Annotated in this window: 24 protein-coding genes and 1 tRNA gene; 9 read left to right on the forward strand and 16 right to left on the reverse strand. The window is 55.8% G+C overall.

The window, feature by feature from the left end:
* Positions 1-14 precede the first annotated feature (14 nt).
* A complete protein-coding gene (mutM, locus tag ACXAIA_RS00530; protein ID WP_475347623.1) occupies positions 15-854 on the reverse strand; it encodes a bifunctional DNA-formamidopyrimidine glycosylase/DNA-(apurinic or apyrimidinic site) lyase in 840 nt (279 codons plus the stop codon).
* Between the two features lie 176 nt (positions 855-1030).
* On the opposite strand from mutM, the gene ACXAIA_RS00535 reads away from it, so the two are divergent.
* The gene (locus ACXAIA_RS00535; RefSeq protein WP_475347624.1) at positions 1031-1834 is read left to right on the forward strand and encodes a TSUP family transporter; all 804 of its coding nucleotides are present in this window, start codon (positions 1031-1033) and stop codon (positions 1832-1834) included.
* Between the two features lie 75 nt (positions 1835-1909).
* Here ACXAIA_RS00535 and ACXAIA_RS00540 read toward each other — a convergent pair whose 3' ends face one another.
* The 8 genes from ACXAIA_RS00540 to aroA form a co-directional block, all read right to left on the reverse strand.
* On the reverse strand, positions 1910-3118 hold the full coding sequence (locus ACXAIA_RS00540) for an MFS transporter (protein ID WP_475347625.1): 1209 nt from the start codon (positions 3116-3118) through the stop codon (positions 1910-1912).
* 195 nt (positions 3119-3313) lie between these two features.
* Complete coding sequence (gene pyrF, locus ACXAIA_RS00545; RefSeq protein ID WP_475347626.1) at positions 3314-4036, reverse strand: orotidine-5'-phosphate decarboxylase; 723 nt, start codon at positions 4034-4036, stop codon at positions 3314-3316.
* 238 nt (positions 4037-4274) lie between these two features.
* On the reverse strand, positions 4275-4583 hold the full coding sequence (locus tag ACXAIA_RS00550; RefSeq protein WP_475343500.1) for a LapA family protein: 309 nt from the start codon (positions 4581-4583) through the stop codon (positions 4275-4277).
* Positions 4584-4822: 239 nt separating this feature from the next.
* Positions 4823-5098, reverse strand: coding sequence for an integration host factor subunit beta (gene ihfB / locus ACXAIA_RS00555; protein ID WP_475343498.1), 276 nt, complete (start codon positions 5096-5098; stop codon positions 4823-4825).
* Positions 5099-5169: 71 nt separating this feature from the next.
* Positions 5170-6093 (reverse strand): signal peptide peptidase SppA, encoded by a 924-nt coding sequence (sppA, locus tag ACXAIA_RS00560; RefSeq protein ID WP_475347627.1) that lies wholly within the window; start codon positions 6091-6093, stop codon positions 5170-5172.
* 359 nt (positions 6094-6452) lie between these two features.
* Positions 6453-8156, reverse strand: coding sequence for a 30S ribosomal protein S1 (gene rpsA, locus ACXAIA_RS00565; protein ID WP_475343494.1), 1704 nt, complete (start codon positions 8154-8156; stop codon positions 6453-6455).
* Between the two features lie 232 nt (positions 8157-8388).
* The gene (gene cmk, locus ACXAIA_RS00570; protein ID WP_475347628.1) at positions 8389-9033 is read right to left on the reverse strand and encodes a (d)CMP kinase; all 645 of its coding nucleotides are present in this window, start codon (positions 9031-9033) and stop codon (positions 8389-8391) included.
* 82 nt (positions 9034-9115) lie between these two features.
* Positions 9116-10459, reverse strand: a complete 1344-nt coding sequence (gene aroA / locus ACXAIA_RS00575) for a 3-phosphoshikimate 1-carboxyvinyltransferase (RefSeq protein ID WP_475347629.1) — start codon at positions 10457-10459, stop codon at positions 9116-9118.
* 361 nt (positions 10460-10820) lie between these two features.
* Between aroA and ACXAIA_RS00580 the strand changes: the two genes are divergently transcribed.
* Positions 10821-11126, forward strand: a complete 306-nt coding sequence (locus ACXAIA_RS00580) for an FYDLN acid domain-containing protein (RefSeq protein WP_475347630.1) — start codon at positions 10821-10823, stop codon at positions 11124-11126.
* A 96-nt stretch (positions 11127-11222) separates the two neighbouring features.
* Positions 11223-11298 (forward strand) — tRNA-Ala (locus ACXAIA_RS00585).
* Between the two features lie 52 nt (positions 11299-11350).
* On the opposite strand, the gene ACXAIA_RS00590 is transcribed toward ACXAIA_RS00585, so the two are convergent.
* Positions 11351-11833, reverse strand: coding sequence for a hypothetical protein (locus ACXAIA_RS00590; protein WP_475347631.1), 483 nt, complete (start codon positions 11831-11833; stop codon positions 11351-11353).
* Between the two features lie 180 nt (positions 11834-12013).
* Between ACXAIA_RS00590 and ACXAIA_RS00595 the strand changes: the two genes are divergently transcribed.
* Positions 12014-12478 carry a YtoQ family protein gene (locus tag ACXAIA_RS00595; protein ID WP_475347632.1) on the forward strand — a complete coding sequence of 155 codons (465 nt, stop codon included), beginning with the start codon at positions 12014-12016 and terminating at the stop codon, positions 12476-12478.
* Between the two features lie 32 nt (positions 12479-12510).
* Here ACXAIA_RS00595 and ACXAIA_RS00600 read toward each other — a convergent pair whose 3' ends face one another.
* From ACXAIA_RS00600 to ACXAIA_RS00610, 3 genes are all read right to left on the reverse strand, one after another.
* A complete protein-coding gene (locus ACXAIA_RS00600) occupies positions 12511-13680 on the reverse strand; it encodes a pyridoxal phosphate-dependent aminotransferase (protein WP_475347633.1) in 1170 nt (389 codons plus the stop codon).
* Positions 13677-14384, reverse strand: a complete 708-nt coding sequence (locus ACXAIA_RS00605) for a TetR family transcriptional regulator C-terminal domain-containing protein (protein ID WP_475347634.1) — start codon at positions 14382-14384, stop codon at positions 13677-13679. The genes ACXAIA_RS00600 and ACXAIA_RS00605 overlap by 4 nt, the downstream gene beginning before the upstream one ends.
* A 126-nt stretch (positions 14385-14510) precedes the next feature.
* On the reverse strand, positions 14511-15467 hold the full coding sequence (locus tag ACXAIA_RS00610) for an NAD(P)-dependent oxidoreductase (protein ID WP_475347635.1): 957 nt from the start codon (positions 15465-15467) through the stop codon (positions 14511-14513).
* A gap of 163 nt (positions 15468-15630) precedes the next feature.
* Between ACXAIA_RS00610 and ACXAIA_RS00615 the strand changes: the two genes are divergently transcribed.
* From ACXAIA_RS00615 to ACXAIA_RS00625, 3 genes are all read left to right on the forward strand, one after another.
* Entirely contained in the window at positions 15631-16419 is a 789-nt protein-coding gene (locus tag ACXAIA_RS00615; protein WP_475347636.1) for a class II aldolase/adducin family protein, read from the forward strand.
* 610 nt (positions 16420-17029) lie between these two features.
* Complete coding sequence (locus ACXAIA_RS00620) at positions 17030-17248, forward strand: hypothetical protein (RefSeq protein WP_475347637.1); 219 nt, start codon at positions 17030-17032, stop codon at positions 17246-17248.
* Between the two features lie 275 nt (positions 17249-17523).
* Positions 17524-18441, forward strand: coding sequence for a class I SAM-dependent methyltransferase (locus tag ACXAIA_RS00625; RefSeq protein ID WP_475343476.1), 918 nt, complete (start codon positions 17524-17526; stop codon positions 18439-18441).
* Positions 18442-18528: 87 nt separating this feature from the next.
* Here the strand turns inward: ACXAIA_RS00625 and ACXAIA_RS00630 are convergent, their stop codons facing one another.
* The 3 genes from ACXAIA_RS00630 to ACXAIA_RS00640 all read right to left on the reverse strand — a co-directional run bounded on the left by ACXAIA_RS00630 (position 18529) and on the right by ACXAIA_RS00640 (position 20965).
* Positions 18529-19503, reverse strand: a complete 975-nt coding sequence (locus ACXAIA_RS00630) for a class I SAM-dependent DNA methyltransferase (protein ID WP_475347638.1) — start codon at positions 19501-19503, stop codon at positions 18529-18531.
* Between the two features lie 146 nt (positions 19504-19649).
* On the reverse strand, positions 19650-20309 hold the full coding sequence (locus ACXAIA_RS00635) for a hypothetical protein (protein WP_475347639.1): 660 nt from the start codon (positions 20307-20309) through the stop codon (positions 19650-19652).
* Complete coding sequence (locus ACXAIA_RS00640; RefSeq protein ID WP_475347640.1) at positions 20306-20965, reverse strand: hypothetical protein; 660 nt, start codon at positions 20963-20965, stop codon at positions 20306-20308. Before ACXAIA_RS00640 ends, ACXAIA_RS00635 begins: the two co-directional genes overlap by 4 nt.
* Before the next feature lie 419 nt (positions 20966-21384).
* Between ACXAIA_RS00640 and ACXAIA_RS00645 the strand changes: the two genes are divergently transcribed.
* Positions 21385-21822, forward strand: coding sequence for a YeeE/YedE family protein (locus ACXAIA_RS00645; RefSeq protein ID WP_475347641.1), 438 nt, complete (start codon positions 21385-21387; stop codon positions 21820-21822).
* Entirely contained in the window at positions 21822-22247 is a 426-nt protein-coding gene (locus ACXAIA_RS00650; RefSeq protein ID WP_475347642.1) for a DUF6691 family protein, read from the forward strand. Before ACXAIA_RS00645 ends, ACXAIA_RS00650 begins: the two co-directional genes overlap by 1 nt.
* Positions 22248-22255: the final 8 nt, after the last annotated feature.

A 22255-nucleotide genomic window follows, 5' to 3' on the forward strand; every position in this document is an offset into this window, starting at 1 on the left:
TTTTGAGGCGCCGCCTATTTCTGGCAGCCGGGGCAGAAGAAGGTTGATCGTCCAGCCTGAACGATACGTTCAATCGTGGCATCACAGCCATCGGCGATGCAGGCTTCGCCTTCGCGGCCATAGACGCGGAAATTATGCTGAAAATAGCCAAGCTCGCCATCGCTTTGGCGATAGTCCTTCAGGCTTGAGCCACCCGCAGCAATCGCATCTTCAAGGACAAGGCGAATTTCGCGGTAAAGCCGATCAATCTCGCCGGGTTTGAGATCCTTTGCCAGACGGTCGGGTGCGATGCCGGATCGAAACAGGGCCTCGCAGACATATATGTTGCCAAGACCGGCAACCAGTTTCTGATCCAGCAAAACGGTCTTGATCGGGCTCGCGCGTTTGGCGATCCCGGCAGCCAGCACGGTGGCGTTAAACGCATTGCCCAGCGGTTCGGGCCCGATGCCCGCCAGCATCTTGTGGGTGGCGACCTCATCGCCATCGATCAGGGTGATGACACCAAAGCGCCTTGGATCGTTAAACCGTACCACCGCGCCATCGGCCATGACGAAATCGACATGGTCATGCTTGCCCGGTTCCGGCACGCCGACCGTCGGGTCATTATGGATGGTCATGCGGCCAGACATGCCAAGATGAACCAGCAGCACCTGACCATCATCAAGATAACCGAGGATGTATTTCGCGCGCCGGGTCAGCTGATTGATCCGGCGCCCGGCCATGCGATCAACAAACCCGTCGGGAAATGCAAAACGCAGGTTTGCACGCCGTTGCACAACATGATCGACAACCCGTCCTTCCATGACGGGGATCAGACCACGGGTGACTGTTTCGACCTCTGGCAATTCGGGCATATCTGGAACTCATACAAAGAATGGTATGACGCTTTTAGACCACTGGTTCATGGCAATTCAACGCCTGAAATCAATCCGACTGGACGTGGGGGTGCAAAGCCATATGATGTGCGCTGTTTTGACAGACTGTATCGCCCCCACCGTGCAGTCGCGCCCCCTTTTGTGAAGGCCCGCCGATGGAATTTGGTTTTGATCTTCTTGTGATCCTGTTTGCCGTTGCCACCTTTGCCGGCTTTGTCGATGCCATTGCCGGCGGCGGCGGGTTAATCACCATTCCGGCCCTGCTGTGGGCGGGCGTCACCCCGGCCCAGGCATTGGCGACCAACAAACTGCAAGGCAGTTTTGGCAGTTTCAGTGCGTCACTGAACTTCATTCGCAAGGGGCATGTTGATCCGCGCGACATGGTGCTGGCGATTGTTTTGACCTTTGCCGGGTCGGCCGTGGGCACGGTTCTGGTGCAGATGCTGGACCCCGGCATTCTGATGACCATCCTGCCGGCTCTTTTGATTTTGATTGCGCTTTATTTCCTGTTTTCGCCGCGCGTGGGCGACATTGATGCCCATCAGATCATTGGCAAGACGACCTTTGCCTTTACCGCCGGGTTTGCCATTGGCTTTTATGACGGCTTTTTCGGGCCGGGCACCGGGTCGTTCTTTTCCATCGCCTTTGTCGCCCTGCTTGGTTTCAACATGACCCGGGCGACCGCGCACACCAAGATCCTGAACTTCACATCCAACTTTGCGTCGCTTGTGATGTTTATTGCCGGGGGTGAGGTCGTGTGGATCGTTGGCGGGGTGATGGCGGTTGGTGCCCTGATCGGCGCGCAGGTCGGATCGCATATGGTGATGAAGGTGGGCGCGCGTCTGGTACGGCCGCTGCTTGTCGTGACCTCGATCGCGATTTCGATCAAGCTGATCATTGATCAGTACGGAACGACCATCAGCCAAAGCTGGGATCAACTGCGTCACTGGATCGGTTAAAGAAAACACGGACCGGCCAAAGAAAAACCCGTCAGCCATTTGGATGACGGGTTTTGCATTTGATCGGGCAATTTATCAGGCGCTGGCGCCGTTTTCGGCAAAGACCTCGTCACGGCGATCCAAAAGATGACTCCAGACCGTGAACAGCAGGGCCAGAACAGAAATTGCTGCCCCCAGCCACGGGATATGCTGATAGGAGACGCCCTGGGTGATGGCGATACCGCCAAACCACGCCCCCGCCGCGTTGCCAAGGTTAAAGGCCCCCTGATTAAGGGTGGAGGCCAGGTTGGGCGCATCGGATGCTTCGTTCACGACGCGCATCTGAAGCGGGGAAACCAGTGCAAAGGCCACCACACCCCACAGCATCACGGTTGCGACGGCCGGAATGACCGAGGTCAGGGTTTCGGTAAACATGGCAAGGATGGCGATCAGCAACACAAAGGTCATGATGATTGCTGGCATCAGACGCCAGTCTCCCAAACGGCCACCGATATAGTTACCCAGCGTCAGACCGACACCAAACAGCAACAGCACATAGGTCACCTGACGCGGGGTGATGCCGGTGATTTCCTGGAGCATCGGGGTGATATAGGTAAAGACGCTGAACATGCTGGCCGAGGCCAGCACCGAAATCAGCATGGCCAGCAATACCTGCGTTTTGCCAAGCGACTTGGCTTCAAGCCAGAGACTGCCGGTCGATGCGGCAATCTTGCGCGGCAGGGCGATATAAAGTGCGCTGGCCGCAAAGACACCGATGGCGACCACCGCCCAGAAGGTCGACCGCCAACCAAGTTCCTGCCCGAGTGCAGTTCCAAATGGCACACCCAGCACATTGGCCAAGGTCAGGCCGGAAAACATCAGGGCGATTGCCTGCACACGTTTATGGGGCGCGACAAGGTTGGAGGCAACAACCGCCCCCAGACCAAAGAAGGCGCCATGGCAGAACGCGGTCACCACACGGGCAGCCATCAACAGCCAGTAATCCGGGGCAATCGCACACAGAAAGTTGCCAAGAATAAAGATCGAGATCAGCAGCAGCAAAGCTCGACGACGATCCATGCGCGCCGTGGCAATCGCCAGAAACGGGGCACCAAAGGTCACACCCAGCGCATAACCCGTCACCAGCAGTCCGGCATCGGGAATGCTGACACCAAGATCCAGGGCCACATCGGGCAAAAGCCCCATGATGACAAACTCGGTGGTGCCGATCCCGAAGGATGCGAGGGCGAGCGCAAGAATCGGCAGGTTCCCGAAAAATCCGGGGCGGGTGGCGGTAGTCGTCATGTCAGAATTTCCAGATCAACATTGGCCCGCGCGATGCTGGTGGCGCAAACCGCACGGCCAAGTTTTGTGCAACTGCGAGATACGCATCATGCACCAATTTTTGAAACGATTCAATTCTGGGGTAATGCCTACCCGCAAATCCATCGCGAAATTTGCATGGCAGCCTGTTACCGCCAGGACGGATCAAAAGATGGATCAGGAAAGTTCGGCGACGATTTTCTTTGCCGCCGCGACTGGATCATCGGCCTTGGTGATCGGACGGCCAATTACCAGAACATCACTGCCCATGGCAACCGCATCAGCCGGGGTAACGATGCGTTTCTGATCGTCGGTTTCCGCCCAAGCCGGGCGAATACCGGGCGTGATCAGTTTGAAATCAGGGCCCAGGGCCTTGCGCACCGGGGTGATTTCCTGTGCGGAGCAAACAACCCCGTCCAGACCGGCCTTTTGCGTCAGTTCGGCCAGTTTAACGACGCGATCCTCGATCGGGCCTCTCAGGCCAACATCATCAAGGTCACCCTGATCCATGCTGGTCAGGATGGTGACAGCAATCACCCATGGCACATCAACGCCGGCCTTGTCGGCGGCTTCGCGCGCGGCTTCACCGGCACGTTTCATCATTTCCAGACCGCCGGCCGCATGAACATTAACGATCTTGAGCCCAAGCGGCGTTACCGCCCGCACGGCCCCGGCCACCGTATTGGGGATATCGTGATATTTGACATCGAGAAAGATCGGCATGCCGGCCTTGGCGACCGCTTTGACACCCTGCGGTCCGTGGGCGGCAAAGAATTCCTTGCCCAGCTTGGCCCCGCCAATGATGCCCGAAAGACTTGATGCCAGATTGATCGCGTGATCAAGGTCGGTGGTATCAATCGCACAGAAAATGCGGTCTTTGGCGTCAAGGGTCTGGGTCATGCGGTCCTCCTTCATGCGGGCAGTGGCAAGCGTGCAGAAAGCTTGCAGTTTATCGGCCCACAACTGTCAGGATGACGGACAGATTTCCCTGCGCGGGCGGACCGGAGATGGCTTAGCCGATTTGAGCGCAAAGGCCAATGTCAAATCGGGGCGATGTACGCAGGGGCGCCATGCAGCACGGGATCCGGATCGGGTCGGGCAGATAGCAAAAGGGCCCCGAAACGGAGCCCTTTGACGATTAGCTGTGACCGATGGCCTTTTGATTGCTATCGGGTGCGTCGTGTACTGTGTCATCGGTTTTGATGCGCTTGAGTTCGCTATCCATCCGTCGGGCGGCCCGTCGGTGCTTGCCCTGGAGCAACCATTCAAAAGCAAAGCCGATTCCAAGCCCAATCAGAAGTGCGATCATGATCGGCAGGAACAGTGGCAGGTCGACTTCAAACGGCAACGGCCAGAGGGAAATCGTTACCAAGGCCCGGTTGGAAACAGCAAAAACCGCAATCAGTACAGCAAGCGGAATGGAAATAATCCAGTACAGGAAGCGCATTACTTAAGCTCCTTGTGCCGCCCCCGACCCTCCCCCGCAAAGGATGGTTCAGGACCCGGCAGAGGTCACGTTTGATGATCAGGCTGATCAGTATGGGGTAAGAACCGGACAAAATCCATGGCGACAGTCACACAGATTTTGTGAGTCGCACACAGGCCAGATCAGGCGGATTGCGGGTGACGCAGGTGACTCTATTGCCATACACGCCCGATCACCGGTCAGAAAAGATCAGACGGAAATCAATTCAAACGTTCGCGAAGCTGCTTACCGGTTTTGAAATAGGGAACCTTTTTCTCACCGACAGGGACGGCTTCCCCGGTACGCGGGTTACGGCCGACACGTGCATCGCGCTCCTTGACGGAAAACGCGCCAAAGCCGCGAAGCTCGACCCGGTCGCCGCGCGCAAGCGCATCGGTGATCTCGTCAAAGATCGTCGCAACAATCCTTTCAACGTCGCGCTGAAAGAGATGCGGGTTCATCTCGGCAAGGCGGGCGATCAATTCAGATTTTGTCATTTCCAGTCCCCATCCTGTTGATGCTGACAGTCTCACTCAACCACAGATTAGATTATGTCTTAGAAAAGCTATCACTCAGGTTGCCAGACCGTCAGCAAACCGTCAAGTTTAAGCCCCTCAGATGACAGTACTTTTCCAAGGTTTCCCTCCAGAACAGCACTCATAAAATCGTCTTCCGGGTACTCGATTTCAAGTGGCACTACCTGCGCATCCGTCGTGACACCGGATTCCTCTTCCAGCCAGCGCAAGGCTTCACGACGGCCTCCAATTTCGTCAATCAATCCGTTGGCAACCGCCTGCTGACCGGTATAAACACGGCCATCAGCAAGGGTCGTAACGGTGTCCACCGGCATATCGCGGCGGGTTGCAACCATCTCAACAAACACATCAAACATGTCCGAAATCAGGCCCTGCATGGCCGATTTTGCAACATCATCAACGGGTTCGAACGGGTTGGGTGCAGCTTTCAGCGGACCGCTTTTCACGGTCAGTGGCTCAACGCCGAGTTTCTCAAGGGTTCCATTGAAATTCATCGACTGGAAAATAACCCCGATTGACCCGGTAATCGTGCCACGCCGCGCAATGATGTGGTCTGCGGCAATCGCCGTCATATAACCGCCAGACGCCGCAACCGTTCCCATTTCAGCAACAATCGGGCGGGTTTCACCAATGCGGCGCAGCGCTTCAAACAGCGTTTCACCGCCAACCATGGTGCCGCCCGGGCTGTTGATATGAACGATCACACCGACAACGTCGCTGTCTTCTTCGATCGCGCTCAGCGCATCAAGAAGATAGGGGTCTTCGGTAATCACACCTTCGATGGTGACTTCAACAATCCGCGGACCCAGTCCGCCCAGAACACTGTCCTTCACACCGGTGCCCGACAGGCCGACCACGATCACCGCAAGCACGGCAATCACCGCCACCACGCGCCAGCGAAAGATGGATTTTTTCAGTCGACGTCGATCCAGCAGGATATCGGCATCCAGCGCCATAGAGGTATTCCGGTTCTAATTGTTCAATCAAATACTTAGAAGAGTGTGACCCCTTAAACCTGTCTCTTCAAATGGTTTTTCTCGCCCCGGAAGGCAAGAACAAAAAGCGTTTAAAATCAAAATTTTCGCGAAATTCGCCGATATCAGCAGAGTCGGGCGAAAAATCCGGCCCATAAACCTGATGATATACAATTTCGGCAGGTAAAAATGCCCGTCCGGCTCGGGACAAGATATGCGTTGATGGCACCCGGAGGATCAGGCTGCAGACGCAAAAGTCAGGCAAAAGAAAACGGGCCGCGCAAAGCGCGACCCGTCTTTTCGTTCTGCAAGACTGCAGAGCGTATTTCGTCGGAAAAGGCTTATTCGCCGGTTTCCTGTTTCTTGCGCAGAGCTTCGCCGAGGATATCGCCGAGCGATGCGCCGCTGTCTGCCGAACCGTAATCCGCCATTGCTTTCTTCTCGTCAGCAACTTCAAGAGCTTTGACAGAGAGGGAAACCTTGCGGGTTTTGGAATCGATCGCGGTAACGCGTGCGTCGACTTTTTCACCAACTGCAAAGCGTTCCGGACGCTGCTCAGAACGCTCACGCGCCAGCTCAGCTTTACGGATGAAGCCTTTGAGTTCGGTGTCGCCAACGGAAACCTCGATGCCACCGTCGTTTACTTCGGTAACTTCACAGGTTACAGCGTCGCCACGTTTGATGCCGGTGACGGCTTCTTTGAACGGATCGCCAGCAAGCTGTTTGATGCCGAGCGAGATGCGTTCTTTTTCGACGTCAACATCAAGAACCTTGGCTTTGACGATGTCGCCTTTTTTGTATTCCTTGATGACTTCTTCACCAGCGCGGTCCCAGGACAGGTCCGAAAGGTGAGCCATACCGTCGATACCGCCCATGAGGCCGATGAACAGACCAAATTCGGTGATGTTCTTGACTTCGCCTTCGATCTCGGACTCGACCGGATGAGCTGCCAGGAAGGCATCCCACGGGTTCGAGGTGCACTGCTTGAGGCCAAGCGAGATACGACGCTTCTGGGCATCGACGTCGAGCACCATGACTTCGACTTCCTGCGAGGTCGAAACGATTTTGCCCGGGTGGATGTTTTTCTTGGTCCAGGACATTTCGGAAACGTGGACCAGGCCTTCGACACCAGCTTCGAGTTCGACGAATGCGCCGTAATCGGTGATGTTGGTGACACGACCTTCGAATTTCGAACCGACCGGGTATTTGGCTTCGACGCCTTCCCACGGATCAGCTTCAAGCTGCTTCATGCCAAGCGAGATACGCTGGGTTTCGCTGTTGAAGCGGATAACCTGGACTTTGACAGTCTGGCCGATCTGAAGAGCTTCGGACGGATGGTTGATACGTTTCCAAGCAATGTCGGTAACGTGCAGCAGGCCGTCAACGCCACCAAGATCGACGAATGCGCCGTAATCGGTGATGTTTTTGACAACGCCGTCAAGAACCTGACCTTCCTGAAGGTTCTGGATCAGTTCAGCACGCTGTTCTGCACGGGTCTCTTCGAGAACGGCACGACGCGAAACAACGATGTTGCCGCGCGAACGATCCATTTTCAGGATCTGGAACGGCTGCGGGTTGTTCATCAGCGGGGTGACGTCACGAACCGGACGGATGTCAACCTGGGAACCCGGCAGGAACGCAACAGCGCCCGACAGGTCAACGGTGAAGCCGCCTTTAACACGACCAAAGATGGTGCCGTCGACGCGTTTGCCATCGGAGAACTGTTTTTCCAGCTCAACCCAAGCTTCTTCGCGGCGCGCTTTTTCGCGCGACAGGACGATCAGGCCATCCTTGTTTTCATAGCGGTCGACATAAACATCAACGGTATCGCCAATGTTTACTTCGCCTGCGCCAAATTCTTTAAGCGGAACGCGGCCTTCGGATTTCAGGCCGACATCGACGATGGCATCATCGTCAGTTTTCTTAACGACCGAACCGGTCATTACGCGGCCAACAAAACCTTCGTCTTCAGAACCAAGGGTTTCAGCCAGCAGGGCGGCAAAATCTTCGCCAGTTGAGAATTGTGCTTCTTCAGCGGTGGTCATAAACCAGACTTCCTTTCGAGTATCGTCACTATATTCTGGCCAACCGGTTGTGTCCGGTGGTCTTTGCCGCAAAATCGCGGCGATTTGTCATTCACTGTTCAAACCCGAACGCATGTGAAGGCGAACCTTCCATACACGAAAAGGTGAACGCACAAGTCGTTCACCTTAGGGACAGGCCATAGGACCGGTACCTCGGAGTTGTTCAACGCCTGACGGTTAAAACGCCCTTTGATCAGTCATCCGCACCCATATGGGTATGGATATGTGCCATGACGGCATCGAACACTGCGTTGGCATTCAGACGATCCGTATCAATATGGATTGCGTCACCTGCCATCTTGAGCGGTGCGACATCGCGAGCACTGTCTCGGGCATCCCGTTCTTCAAGCTCTTTAAGAACGCGCTCGTATATAGCAGCGGGATTTTTATCCTGCAACTGTTTGAACCGACGGTTTGCACGTTCTTCTACACTGGCGGTCAGGTAAAACTTGATCGGCGCATCCGGACAGACCACGGTTCCGATGTCCCGACCGTCCAGAACAGCCCCGCGCTTGCCGCCCGGTGGCGTGCTGGCAAGGGTGCGTTGGAAATCAAGCAATACGGCGCGAACCCTTGGAATCGCTGCAACTTTCGAGGCAGCCGTGCCGACTTCCTCGCTGCGAAGCGCGTCGCCTTCGAGATCAGCAGCACTGAGATTTTCTGCCGCATGAACTGCCGCGGCCTCGTCGGCCGGGTCGCCATTTTCGGCCAGAACTTTCGCACCGGTCGCACGATAAAGAAGGCCGGTATCAAGATAGGCATAGTCCATTGCGTCTGCGACTCGACGCGCCAAGGTCCCCTTGCCGGACGCGGCCGGCCCATCAATGGCGATGATCATGTGGGTCACTCCCTGTGATTAATTCTGCTTATATAAGTGCCGGTCAGTATTGCCGCTGTGACTTATATATTGGTCGGCCGGGTCAGGAATGCAGGGCGAATTTTGCGCCCATGTCATCCATCAAGCCTTCGAAGTTCGGGAAGCTTGTCGCAATCGGGTTGGCATCATCGACCGCAACCGGCTTTTCAGCACCCAGCCCCAGAACCAGGAACGACATCGCAATACGATGATCCAGATGGGTTTCCACCAAGCCACCGCCCGGCACAACACCGCCGGTCACGATCAGATCATCACCTTCGATCCGGTGGATCACGCCATTGGCTTCAAGACCAGCCGCCACCGCCGCCAGACGATCCGATTCCTTCACGCGCAGTTCTTCAAGATCGCACATGCGGGTTTCGCCCTCGGCATAGGCTGCTGCCACCGCCAGCACCGGATATTCATCAATCATCGATGGCGCGCGTTCGGCCGGAACGACAATGCCCTTGAGCCGGTTCTTGCCGGTGACCACCAGATCGCCGATGGTTTCGCCGGCTTCTTCGCGCTCATTGGTGATGGTGATATCGCCGCCCATTTCAACAAGCGTCGTGATCAGACCGGTGCGCAGCGGGTTCAGGCAAACATCACGAATGGTGACGTTGCTGTCGGGGTTGATCAGGGCAGCCACCAGCGGGAAGGCTGCCGAGCTTGGATCGGTCGGAACGACAATGTCGGCGGCCTTCATTTCGACCGGGCCGGTCAGACTGACGGTGCGGCCACCATCGTCATTGACCTTCACATCGACATCCACGCCAAAGTGACGCAGCATACGTTCGGTATGATCACGCGACGGTTTGGGTTCGATCACGGTCGTGGTGCCCGTGGTATTGAGACCCGCCAGCATGACGGCCGACTTCACCTGGGCGGATGCCATCGGCAGGGTATAGGTCACAGGCTTTGCTTCGTCGGTGCCAATCACCGCCATTGGCGGACGGCCACGATCCCGGGTGATGAACTTTGCACCAAATTCGGACAACGGATCGGCAACACGGCCCATCGGGCGTTTGCACAGCGACGCGTCACCCGTGAAGAAGGTCGTGATCGGATGGGTGGCCACAATACCCGCCATCAGACGAATACCAGTCCCGGCATTGCCCATATCAATCACACTGTCAGGTTCGCGCAGCGCGCCAACACCGACGCCGGTGACATGCCAGGTGCCATCGTCATCGCGGGTGACGGTCGCGCCCAGTTTGCGCATCGCATCCGCAGTTGCCAGAACGTCTTCGCCTTCGAGCAAGCCGGTCACCTTGGTCGTACCGATTGCCAGACCACCAAACATCAGGGAGCGATGAGAAATAGATTTGTCACCCGGCACCCGGATATCACCCGTAAGCGGCCCGGCCTTGGCCGAGGAAAGCGGGCGTTTGGTTTGCGAAGAACTCATGGTTCGTACCTGCCAATCACTGTTTTACCATCAACAAAAAGGCTGATTGAAAAAGCACTGCGCAGCGGCCACATTTTCAGGCGCGCGCGGGCCGTTCAATCAGGGGACCAATGCTCTAGCACAAGCGGTTGGCACGCACCAGTATCGAACCCGAAATTCGGGATGGGAATTTGCCGCAATGTGAGGCAGATTTATCCTAGGGTCAGGACCCTAGGATAAATCGCGCAATTTCCTTTTGACAAGGGGCCGACAAGATGGCAATTGGGCCTTTCAGACAAGACGCTGTGCGCAGCCTTGCTGCGCGTTTGCGACACACAGTCTTTTTCTTAATTGATAACGGTAATTAAGAGGATTTGCCGTAATGTCAGCACGCGGTAAGAAACGTCACTGCCTCGCCTGTGATACCAAGTATTACGACCTGAACCGGACCCCGGTTGTCTGCCCGAAATGCAAGACGCCCGACGGGCTCACCAAGGTCAAGAAATCCGCGGTTGCCAAACCGGCACCGGAAGAAGACGAAGACGTTGATGACGTCAACGACCTTGATGATGATGTGGATGGCGATATCGACGAAGATATCCTGGAAGATGCATCTGATCTTGGTGAAGACGACGACGATCTGAACGAAGTTTACGAGCACGTCGAATCTGAAGACGACGAACGCTAAGAAATTTTGAAAAAGGGTCTTGCCAACATTTGGCGAACCTTCTAAATATGCGCCGCACCGCAGAGCCTGCTTGTCAGACTGCGTCGCGGACAAAGTGGGGCCGTAGCTCAGTTGGGAGAGCGCTACAATGGCATTGTAGAGGTCGTCAGTTCGATCCTGATCGGCTCCACCATTCAAAACCCGTTGCCTTTGGCGACGGGTTTTGTCGTTTTGAAGCCGAATAGTTAAACTAGCGCTCTTACATCAACAACAGATGCAAGCAAGACAGAAAGCCAGATAAGAACAAAGAGATAAGCTACGTACTTAAATACGCTGCTGCAATTGAAGACCTTAGGGTCGGACGCACTCCAAATTCCATCAACCTTTTTATAGAATGCTCCTTCGAAAGAGTTCTCTGTTGCAATACCAACATCAATACAAACACGTAAGTAAGCAATGAACTTGCCAATTATGTGAATTGAACCAATGCTAGAAATTAGTCCAACACAGCATATTGAAGAAATTGCAACAGCGACCGTATTTTTTCCCAACAGCAATTCGGTTTCTCTGACATTTAGCGCAATTGCACCGTAGATAGCGAACAAAACCCCTTGCATAAGCAAATATGTCTTAGCCACCGAGAAGAGAGTAGAAAAACCAACCCCAAACAGTTCTGAAACGGACTGGTACTCGACAATCTGCGATTGAACGTCATTATCTGAACTCATAGTTCTTCACTCCGCCTTGGCTCAAGCATTACCATTAATTGCATTAAATTCTAATTAAATCAACTTTTTGCCAGATTGGTGACCAATGAAAAACCCAAAAAATGAGCAAGCGATATTGCACTAGCATAAAATATTGTGTGCAGATCGTCCCATCGCTACGAACAAGTACAGGAGAGAAAGATGAGCAAAGTCTGGACCGTTTATTTGTCGGGCGAAATTCACAGTGACTGGCGCGAGCGCATTGAAACCGGTGTGAAAGAAGCCGGCCTTCCGGTTGAGCTGGTTGCCCCGATCACCGTACATGAAGATTCCGATGATTGCGGCGTTGCCGTGTTTGGCGCCGAAGAAAACAAGTTCTGGCATGACCGCAAGGGCGCGCAGCTAAATGCCATGCGCACCAAAACCCTGCTTGAGGGTTCCGACCTTGCCGTTATTCGCTTTGGCGAGAAATACAAGCAGTGGAACGCGGCCTTTGACGCCGGTCAGGCGTCGGCCCTGGGCATTCCTTATATTACGCTGCATCCGGCCGAGCATGATCACGCGCTTAAGGAAGTGGATGGTGCGGCCAATGGTGTCGCCCGCGAACCCGAACAGGTGGTTGCGGCACTGGCCTATATCATCCGTGGTGACATGCCCAAGGCGTAAGCCAAAGCATTGATTGAGTCCGGGCCTTTACTTTAGGCCGATTTTTCGGCGAAGGCCCGGATGCGTTTGATGGCTTCGCGGAGTTCGTCGTCAGGCACCGTGAGCGCCACGCGGATCAGGTTTTTGGCGTTTTCGCCAAAGGATGCGCCGGGCATGACCGCGACGTTTTGGTCATCAAGAAGGCCCCAGGCAAATTCTTCGCCATTCATACCGGTTCCGCCAACATCGATCATGGCGAACATGCCGCCTGATACCTTGCCCGGTTTCAGGACGGTGCAGCCGGCCAGTTCCGTTTCGATCATGTCGACGCGTGCGGCGTAGCTTTTGCACATGCGTTTGGCGGTATCGAAATTGCCACGAAGGGCAACTTCGGTCGCATCGGCAATGAACGGCTGATTACCAAACAGGATGGTTTCGGAAATCGGCAGCACCTTGGTGCAGAGTTCTTCGGGCCCAACGCACCAGCCACTGCGAAAGCCGGTGGCGGCATAGGTTTTCGAGATCGAGGATGTGACGATGGTGCGATCACGCAGCTCTGCGATTTCAAGCGGGGAGGCAAAACTGCCTTCAAACACCAGATCCTCATAGACCTCATCACAGACAATCCACAGATCATGTTCAATGGCGATCTTGCCAAGTTCGACCAGCGTTGCACGATCAAGCAGCGCGCCGGACGGATTGTGCGGCGTATTGAGCAGCAACACGCGGCTGTCCTTGGTAATCGCGGCGCGCAAATCATCGGGCTGCATGATAAAGCCATGCTCGATCGACAGCGGAACCGATTGCAATTCCGCCCCGGATGCGCGAATCACCCCGGCATAGGTCGCATAATAGGGGTCGCCCACCAGCACCCCTTGCCCGGCATCCACAAGGGCTGTCATCACGGTATAAAGGGCGGTCTGGGTACCCGGGAAACACAGGATGTTTTCGGGGGTAATTTCGGGCCAGACGGGTTTGTATTTTTCCACCAGCGCATCGAGCAGGCCAACCTCACCCCGGCCATTGGAATAATGCGTGCGCCCGCGGCGCATGGAGGCCTCGCAGGCGTCAATCAGGGCCGGATCGACCGGGATATCGGGCTCGCCAATCGTCAGCTCGATGATTTTCGCGCCTTCGGCTTCGCGATCGCGCGCGGTGTTGTGAACGGCCCATTTCGCCCCGCCCAGTTCGGCAAGACGGTCGGTAATTTTCGCATATCTCATGACGGCTTACTTTGTTGTTCGGGGTGGGTGGGATGTGTGGGATGTTGCGCGGAGTGCGGTGCAAGTTCGGACGCGGACAACGCCCCGGACGGCAATTCAAGCAGGCGTTCGGCAGCACCCGTGATCAAATCGGGCAGGATATCCTGAGCATACAGACCGGAATTGAGCGCCCCTTCCATCCAGAGCCCGTCAATCAGACCATTGAGCGCAATCGCATGGTTACGGCAAATCGCCACACTGTAGGGGCAGCCGTGATGGATCAAGACCGGCTCGATCAGGGTTTCAAGGGCACTGAGAAATTCGCGATAGCCATCGCGATGAATTTCGGCAAAACCCGGATCATGACGCACCCGGCCAATGAAGGTCGCCCAAAGCGACACGGTTTCTTCGTCCATGTTGGGCATGGTCATGTTGGCGCGCAGGAAGCTTGCCAGTTTGGCTTCGGGTGTGCCTTCGGTCGCACGCGCACTTTCACTGGCCTGCGCTGTCAGCTGCCCGACCAGATAGGCATAGGCATTGCGGATCATGTCATCCTTGCTGCCGAAATAGTGGCGCACCAACCCGACAGTGACCCCGGCCTCCTCGGTAATCCGGCGCACCGATGCCCCGTGCAGACCATAGCGGGCAACACAGGTCAGCGTTGCCTCCATCAAACTGCGGCGGCGCACATCAAGCGACAGACGTTGAAATGTTTTTCGGCTCATTCCCGGTTCCCGGATGGCTGACAGGGCACGTGCCGACATCATCCTGACGGCACCTTGTTATACAATTGAATAATTTCAATTTTGTTTCAAGCCCGCAGTTTCATGCAAGCCAGTCAAACGCGCCGGTCAGTAGCCCTGACCGCGGCTGACAGCAAGGCTGAGCGGTTTGCCGGCGTGCAGTTCGCGGGCCGATTGCAAGGCCTGCTCGGCGACGATATGCGGGGTCGTATCACTGGCGATATGCGGGGTGATGCGCAGGCGCGGATCCGCCCAGAAGCGATGATCGGACGGCAACGGTTCAGTGCGAAAGACATCAAGGGTCGCCCCGGCAAGCTGTCCGCTATCAAGGGCGGCAACCAGATCATCCTCGACCAGATGTTCGCCGCGCCCGATCTGGATCAGCCAGCCGCCCTTGGCCATTTTGGCAAACAGATCGGCATTCAGGACATCTTCGGTCTCAGCCGTTAGCGGCAGGACATTGATGACGACATCCTGCCCAGCGACCGATTGCAGGACCGAGTCGTCGCCGGTGAAATACTTTACCCCTTCAACCGGATCACTCGGATCCCGTCGGCAGGCAACGGAAACACTAAAGCCAGAAGCCGCCAACGCCTGAACCACCGCAGCCCCCATGGAGCCATGGCCAAGCACCGCGACCTTAAGATCACGTGGTGGACGAATCGCCGGGGGCGCCCATTCGGCCTTGGCCTGGCTTTGTTGCATCTGGGCAAAGCCGCGCTCGACATGAACGACTTCATGCACCGCATAGCCCGCCATCAGATCGGCCTGATTGGGATCGCGGACTCGGCAAATCGCGATGTCTTTGCCCAAGCCCGGATGTTTGAGCAAATCATCCACCCCGGCGCCGACCGACATCGCCATTTCGATATTGCGATAGGGCGAAAAGGCTACCTGTCCCGGCAGCCAGCACACGGCAAACCGGATCAGATCCGGGTTGGTGACTTCATCGGGATTGAGAAGGCGGACATCCGGGGCCGCATCCCCGAAATCAAGCGAATAATAGCTTTTGAGATCCATCGAATCGCTAAGAAGAACACCGTAAATCGGTTCTGCTGCCGCCATCAGTCAAAGCCCCCTGAACAGTCAATTTCTGCGCTTCTGATCCCTGTCACGGCACCCGGTTTGCGAGCAGGATGACAAGAAAATTTGCGCTTTGGTTTCATCCTCAGTTAAACAAGTGTATATCAAAGAGTAAAGCCGTTTGATCAGATCAATGGAGTCCGGGATGCATATCGCGACACAAAAGGACGCCGACACCAGCGTCATGAGCGACACCGAAATCAGCGATGCTGAAAAGCAGTGCCGTATCGAACTCGCCGCCTGTTACCGGTTGGCCGCCCACTACAAGATGACGGACACGATCTATACCCATATCTCGGCCCGGGTGCCGGGCGAGCCGGGTCATTTTCTGATCAATCCCTATGGGCTGATGTGGGAGGAAATTACCGCCTCCTCGCTGGTCAAGATTGATGTTGATGGTAACAAGGTCGCAGACAGCCCCTATCGGGTGAATCCGGCCGGCTTTACGATCCACAGTGCCGTGCATATCGGGCGCCATGATGCCGCGTGGGTGATGCATACCCACACACGGTCGGGATTTGCGGTTTCCTGCCTCGAAGAAGGTCTGATGCCGCTGAACCAGATCGCGCTGCAGTATTATGGCCAGATCGGCTATCACGATTACGAAGGCATCGCGCTTGATCTTGATGAACGCGAGAGAATCGTTGAAGCGCTTGGCACGAAAATCGCGCTGATCCTGCGCAATCATGGTCTTTTGACCGTGGGCGCGACCGCCGGACAGATGTTTTCGAACATGTTTTATCTGAACCGCGCGTGCGAGATTCAGGAATCCACGCTGGCGATGGGGCGCCCGCTTCGGGCCATTGCTGACACCATCATCAAACGCGTTTCCGATCAGTTCAGCCAGATGGCCTATGACGATGGGGATGTTGCATTGGAATGGGACGCACAAATGCGCCTTGCCGACCGACTGGACCCCGGCTTCCGCGCGTAGAGTTTCACGCCACCGCACTGCAGTCCGGCCTTTCGCAGGCGCGGTAAATGCTTGCGGGTTTTCACATTTTTGACACCACCGCTTGGCCGGTCCAACTCCCTGGACCGGGACAGGGAGAATTGTGATTAAAATTTAATCTTTGTGGTGAATTGCGCAAAAGATAATCAAATCGCTGCTTGACACCCTGCCGCCGACTGCTACGATTGAATTCAACAAGGTCGATCCGGAGAATTTTCCGGTGTGTTTTGGTCAGGGTTCGAACAGCGATCACGCAAGGTGATTTTGGGATCTACCGCATTGAAAATAATGACTTGTGCTGATGCGCGACAGTCGCAATGCGATACGAGATTTAAGGCCAAAACGGGTTAATTGCCAAAATTGACCCTCGAGACCGCCCAGCCGACAGCGTTGACCTTTTGATCAGGTCGCCTGTCACGCCAGAGACACCGCCCAAAGGGTGGCTTGATGCTGGAATCGCGCAAAGGTCGAAAGTGTTTCTGTTCGTCTGCCCGCATTTGATGTGGGCATTGGGAACACGTCATGCTGCGGCATTTCTTACCGTCCCCGGCGGTGTGCCGAAGCTCCTGCTCGCCAGACAAGGAGAAGACACATGCAAGTATCGAACACAATTGATTGTAACGGTTTGTCCCCGGCCCCGACCCTTCTGCGGATCATGCAGGCACTGGTCGGTCGCGAAGACGGCGCATCCCCGCTCAATGTTCTGGTCGGATCAGATTGCAATTGTGAACGCCTGGCGGACTCGCTTGGTCCACTGGCCGAAGAGGTTCAGCTGGCAAGTGATGCAAAACAGTTTGCGACGGTAAACTGAGCGGCGCCAAGCAGCGCCTTGCCCATGCCGGCACATCGATGCCGGCAAACTTTCCCGTCCATGATGCCAAAAGGGCATCCCGTCGCTTTGAAGTGGGCGCGACGGTCCTAAAATAAAGAACTGCGCATCGGCACAGGAGTGTCGATCACGGCTGCCCGCCACACGGGCCTGTCACACCAAAGTATCTGGTTGCCTTGTCGCCACGTCCTTTGGTGGTTTTGACATGCCCGCTTGTGTCCCGCGACCGGCTGATGCGCAAGATAACAGGAAGCACCATGTTAGAAGATCCCACTGACGAGAGCAGCGAGACACCCAGTCGATACGAAAGTGACCCCGAACGACCCGACTTCGCCTTTGATCCCGATGATCCGTGGACACAAACCTTTCAGGAAGGCCTTGCACGGTCCAACCTGAAGGGAAAGACCGTCTATGAGGTCGGTGTCGGGACAGGCATCAATGTGGCGTTCATTTTGCGCAATTGCGGGGCAGCCACCGTTTATGGCAGCGATCTTGATCCCCGCCTTGTGGTTCTGGCAGAGCGCAATATCAAAAGCCTGTCCCCCGAACATGCCAAACATTTCAAACCGGTCCATGGCAGCGTCAGCCTTGTCGATACCGACGAGGCACGCGAAAAAGTCGGCAAGACCGATGTGGTGATCGCCTGCATTCCACAGGTGGGCGAACCCAGTGACGAACGCCTGACCGCCTTTCGCGAAGCGCAATCGATTGAACTGGCCGAAGGGGCCGGCGATGAGGCCGAAGACCACATCGCGCATTACTACCCCTGGAGCCTGTTTGACGAGTATCCATACAACTCGGTCGGGCTTGGCCTGAACGAGGCGCTGATGCGCCGTATTCGCGAACATGCGCCGCAGGCCGAACTGGTGATGAATTTCGGCTGCCGCATCGGCACCGAGATCATTTGCGAATGCTTCAAAGCCAATGGCTATCGCCCAGAGAAAATCGCATCGAAAATCGTGCTGCAACATGCTGGCACGGATATCTCGTTCTTTGTGATGCTCGAAAAGGCGCTGAGTGGCACCGGGCTTGAAAAGCAGCTGGTCTGCAAATTCTATGGCGACCCGGAAGGCAAACAACCGCTTTCGGCCACCAAGGCCCAGGAAATGATCAATAAGGATCCGAATGTGCCGCTTTATCATGAAGTGGCGGTCATTCGCGGCGTGCCGGTCTAGGATCGATCACAATTCAGATCAAAAACAACAACACCCCGCAGCCCTAGGTTGCGGGGTGTTGTTCGTTGGAACCGACAGGCTGGTACCTTAATGCAGGGTCTGGCCAGAGGTCTGATCGGGTTCACCCGGTATGATCAGATCGCCTGCCAAAAGCTCCAAATTGTCACTGGCGCGCGCAACGATAATCCGGCCTTCGACCGGGGTACTTTTTTCCTGTCGCAGAACCCCAAGCGTGTCTGAAACCACATCAAACCCGCATTCAGCCAACCATTCGCCAATGGCGCGCTGGTGATGGCGGAACCGTTGCCCGGGGCCAAGGTCAAACGGGAAGGCATCGCCATGTTCGAGCGTGAAGACCAGAAGCGCGCCGGGCCGCATCCGCGCATGCGCCGCCCGCAGGGCCGGCGCCAGATCGCCCAGATAGTTCAGAACATCTGCGGCAATCACCAAGCTGTAATCAGTGCCGATTTCAGACGGCATCTCAGTGATGTCACCGGCGACCAGGGTTCGATACAGCCCCTTGGCGCGCGCCCGGTTGATCATGCGCGGCGACAGGTCGATACCATCAATCGCATCGACATGGGCGGCAAAGATCTCGGCCACGAGGCCGGTGCCACAGCCAAGATCAAGCACTTCAAGCGGGCGCAACATATCGGGCAAAAGAGGCCGGATGGCCTCAAACAGCAATTCCGGACCACGATAGGCCAGACGATCCCGCAGGCTGATTTCAAAGCGCGGCGCATAGTCATCAAACAGGGCGCGGACATAATCGGGCGGCAAGCGATCGCGAAGGGCGGCGGCGCCCAGCAAGGTCAGGCGGACTTCTGCGCCCATGCGATCCTTGGGATCGAGTATAAGATACTGACGGAAAGCCTCGATGGCGTTTTCGGTTTCGCCGGCACGTTCATAGATGTCGCCCAGTGTAAAATGGGCTTCGTCCCATTCACTGTCCGCAGCCAAAGCGGCACGCGCAACCTCAATCGCAGCGACATGGTCGCCCTGCGAGACCAATGCCAGTGCGACATCAAGCCGCCGACTGGCCGACAGACGATCTTTGCTCATCTATGTACAGATTTCCGAAAAAGGGGGTTTAGGCAACATGCCGAAACCACAACCAAAGATAACGCTATATCTGCCTATTTCCGGAATTTGGCAAGATAGATAAAATCGTTCAAATTCAGATTGTTGTCTGACTCACAGATTTTGTCTCAGGCCAAATCAGCCTTGGCGTCCAGTGTTCGGCGAATCCAGGGGATAAAACCATAGAGAAAGCGTGTGGTTGCTGGCATGAACCACGCACCGTGGTGATACATCGGATCGAGTGAGGTCACGACAAGATGACCGGCAAAACTGGTGGTGTCTTCATACAACACCGACCGCCCGTCCTTGAAATCGACCAGCGATTGCGCACTCGGCGGGACATCAAACAGATCATGCAGATGCCAGCTGACATCACCCTTGCCAAGATCGGTGAACATGTCGTGCTCGGGTGCTGCGATTTCGAGGCCAAGGTCAGCCCCCGGTTCCAGCCACCACCAGAAATTGGTTTCGACCTGTTCGCGCGAGACATCCGGCAACCATTTTTCCTGCTCCGTATCGCCCATGGCGACCACCATGCCGCCGCGACCAAGAAATGCCCGAATGCGCTTGGCGTGCGGCACGATGACCTCGGCCGGGGTTCGGCATGAAATGATCAGACCGGCTGCATCTTCAAGGTCTTCATCGCCAAGATCGCGGATATAGATGACCTCATCGATATGCGGCGCAATCTGGGGATCCTCTAGCGTTGCCTTGTGATAGCCCATGCCCCCGTCAAGGGCGATCAGCTTGGGGCGGGATGGGTTTGCAGTCTTCATGGTCGTGCTCATACCCGTTCCTCCTGCAGTGCTGTTGCTTGCACCTGACCGGTCAGCCATTTGGCGAAGTTGGGCGCAAGCCGGTCGGCCGTCGTGCCGACACCGGCCTGGGCAAAGATCAGAAAATCGTTTCCGGCATGGCAGATGACAATCCCGCCGCCCGGACGTTCCCAGATCCAGTCAATCGGGGCCTGTTCGGGTTCTGCGTCCATCCCGTTGAGCAACACGGCCCCGTCGGGTGCGGGGTTATGGCCGCGGCCCCAGAAACCGGCAACGCCGCGCCGAAATGTCAGGTCTTCGTCGGTTACGCCATCAAACAGCGGATGTTCGGCCAATCGGGTAATCTTGAGCCCCGCCAGATTGCGTTTCGGGCGCGGGATGAATTCGCCAACACCGTCAATCACCGGATAGGCCATCGGGCCGCTCCACAGGATGACACCCCCCTGATCAAGGTAGCGGGCCAGGACATCCTTGTTGGCGAGCAAAAAGCGCAAATCGGCATGAATGGAAATCGCCAACGCGGCATAGTGCGCAAGATCAACATCGGGCAGGTCATATTGCCCCAGACGTTCAAAAATCACCGGTGCGAAGCGGTCCCGATCGGCAAGTGACGGCGCCATCTTATCGGGCCCGATACAGGCAACATGGATGTTCTGATCCGGATGCACGTTTTATATCCGCCTTGTTGAAATGCCCGCCCGGCCTAATAAGCGAGCGCAGTCAGTAAATCATGGTACCCGCACATATGGCGGAGACTTTCGGGGTAGCATCGGCATCGCAATATTGCAATTTATTTTGCGAACCATTCGCATATTTAAACATCAATATGGTCTGTTTTTCATACGGTATTGAGATATGCTGACCGGTTGATCAGGTCTGCTGCGCGGTTTGAATTTCTGGGACAATTATGGACAAGACCGCGCGGCGGAGATGCGGAATTCCACAACAGCTCGCCCGTTTAAAACGGTTCTTAAAATCGCCTGTACATTAGTCTTTCCTTGGCGTTGCGATAAAATTTTATCCTGCCCCATTGATAAAATTAATGCATGCGAATACATTAATATAAATTTTGATTTCGATGGATTGAATGATGGAAAACTTCACGCCGATTTCCGCCCTGATTGGCGGCGGACTTATTGGTCTGGCATCGGGCCTTTATCTTTTGCTTAACGGCAAGATTGCCGGCATCAGCGGCATTCTTGGTGGGTTGCTGACCCCGACCAAGGGTGGCTCGGCCGTGTTTGAACGCCTTGCCTTTGTCATTGGTCTGGTTGTCGGGCCGCTCATCCTGATGAACGCAACCGAAATTGCCGCCCAGAGTGTCGTGACCAGTTCACTTCCGGTGATCATTGTGGCCGGCCTTCTGGTGGGTCTTGGCACCACGATCGGCAGCGGCTGCACCAGTGGCCATGGCATTTGCGGCCTGTCACGCTTTTCGCTGCGGTCGCTGGTTGCGACCCTGTCCTTTATGGCGGCGGGCTTTGTCACCGTTCTCGTCACCCGTCATATGATGGGAGGCATGTAATGCGTACGCTTGTTTCCCTGATTTGCGGCACGATTTTCGGCTTTGGGCTTTATATTTCGGGCATGATCGACCCGCAAAAGGTTCTGGGCTTCCTTGATATCTGGGCGATTGCCGATGGCGGCTGGGATCCGAGCCTGGCCTTTGTCATGGGTGGCGGTCTGGCGGTTGCCATTCCGATCTTCCAGTTTGCCAAAAATCGAAGCCAAGCCGTGTGTGGCGGCGAAATGAGCCTGCCGACCAACCGCTCCATCACCACCAAACTGATCGCGGGTGGTGTTTTGTTCGGCACCGGTTGGGGTCTTGTCGGCTATTGCCCGGGCCCGGCACTGAGCGCGCTGGCATTCGGGCATAGCGACACGATCATTTTTGTCGTCGCGATGATTGTCGGCATGGGTGGGGCCCGTGTTGTTGGCCTGAACAAATAAGTCTGATC

This window comes from Thalassospira sp. ABL2_045 (genome assembly GCF_056161285.1).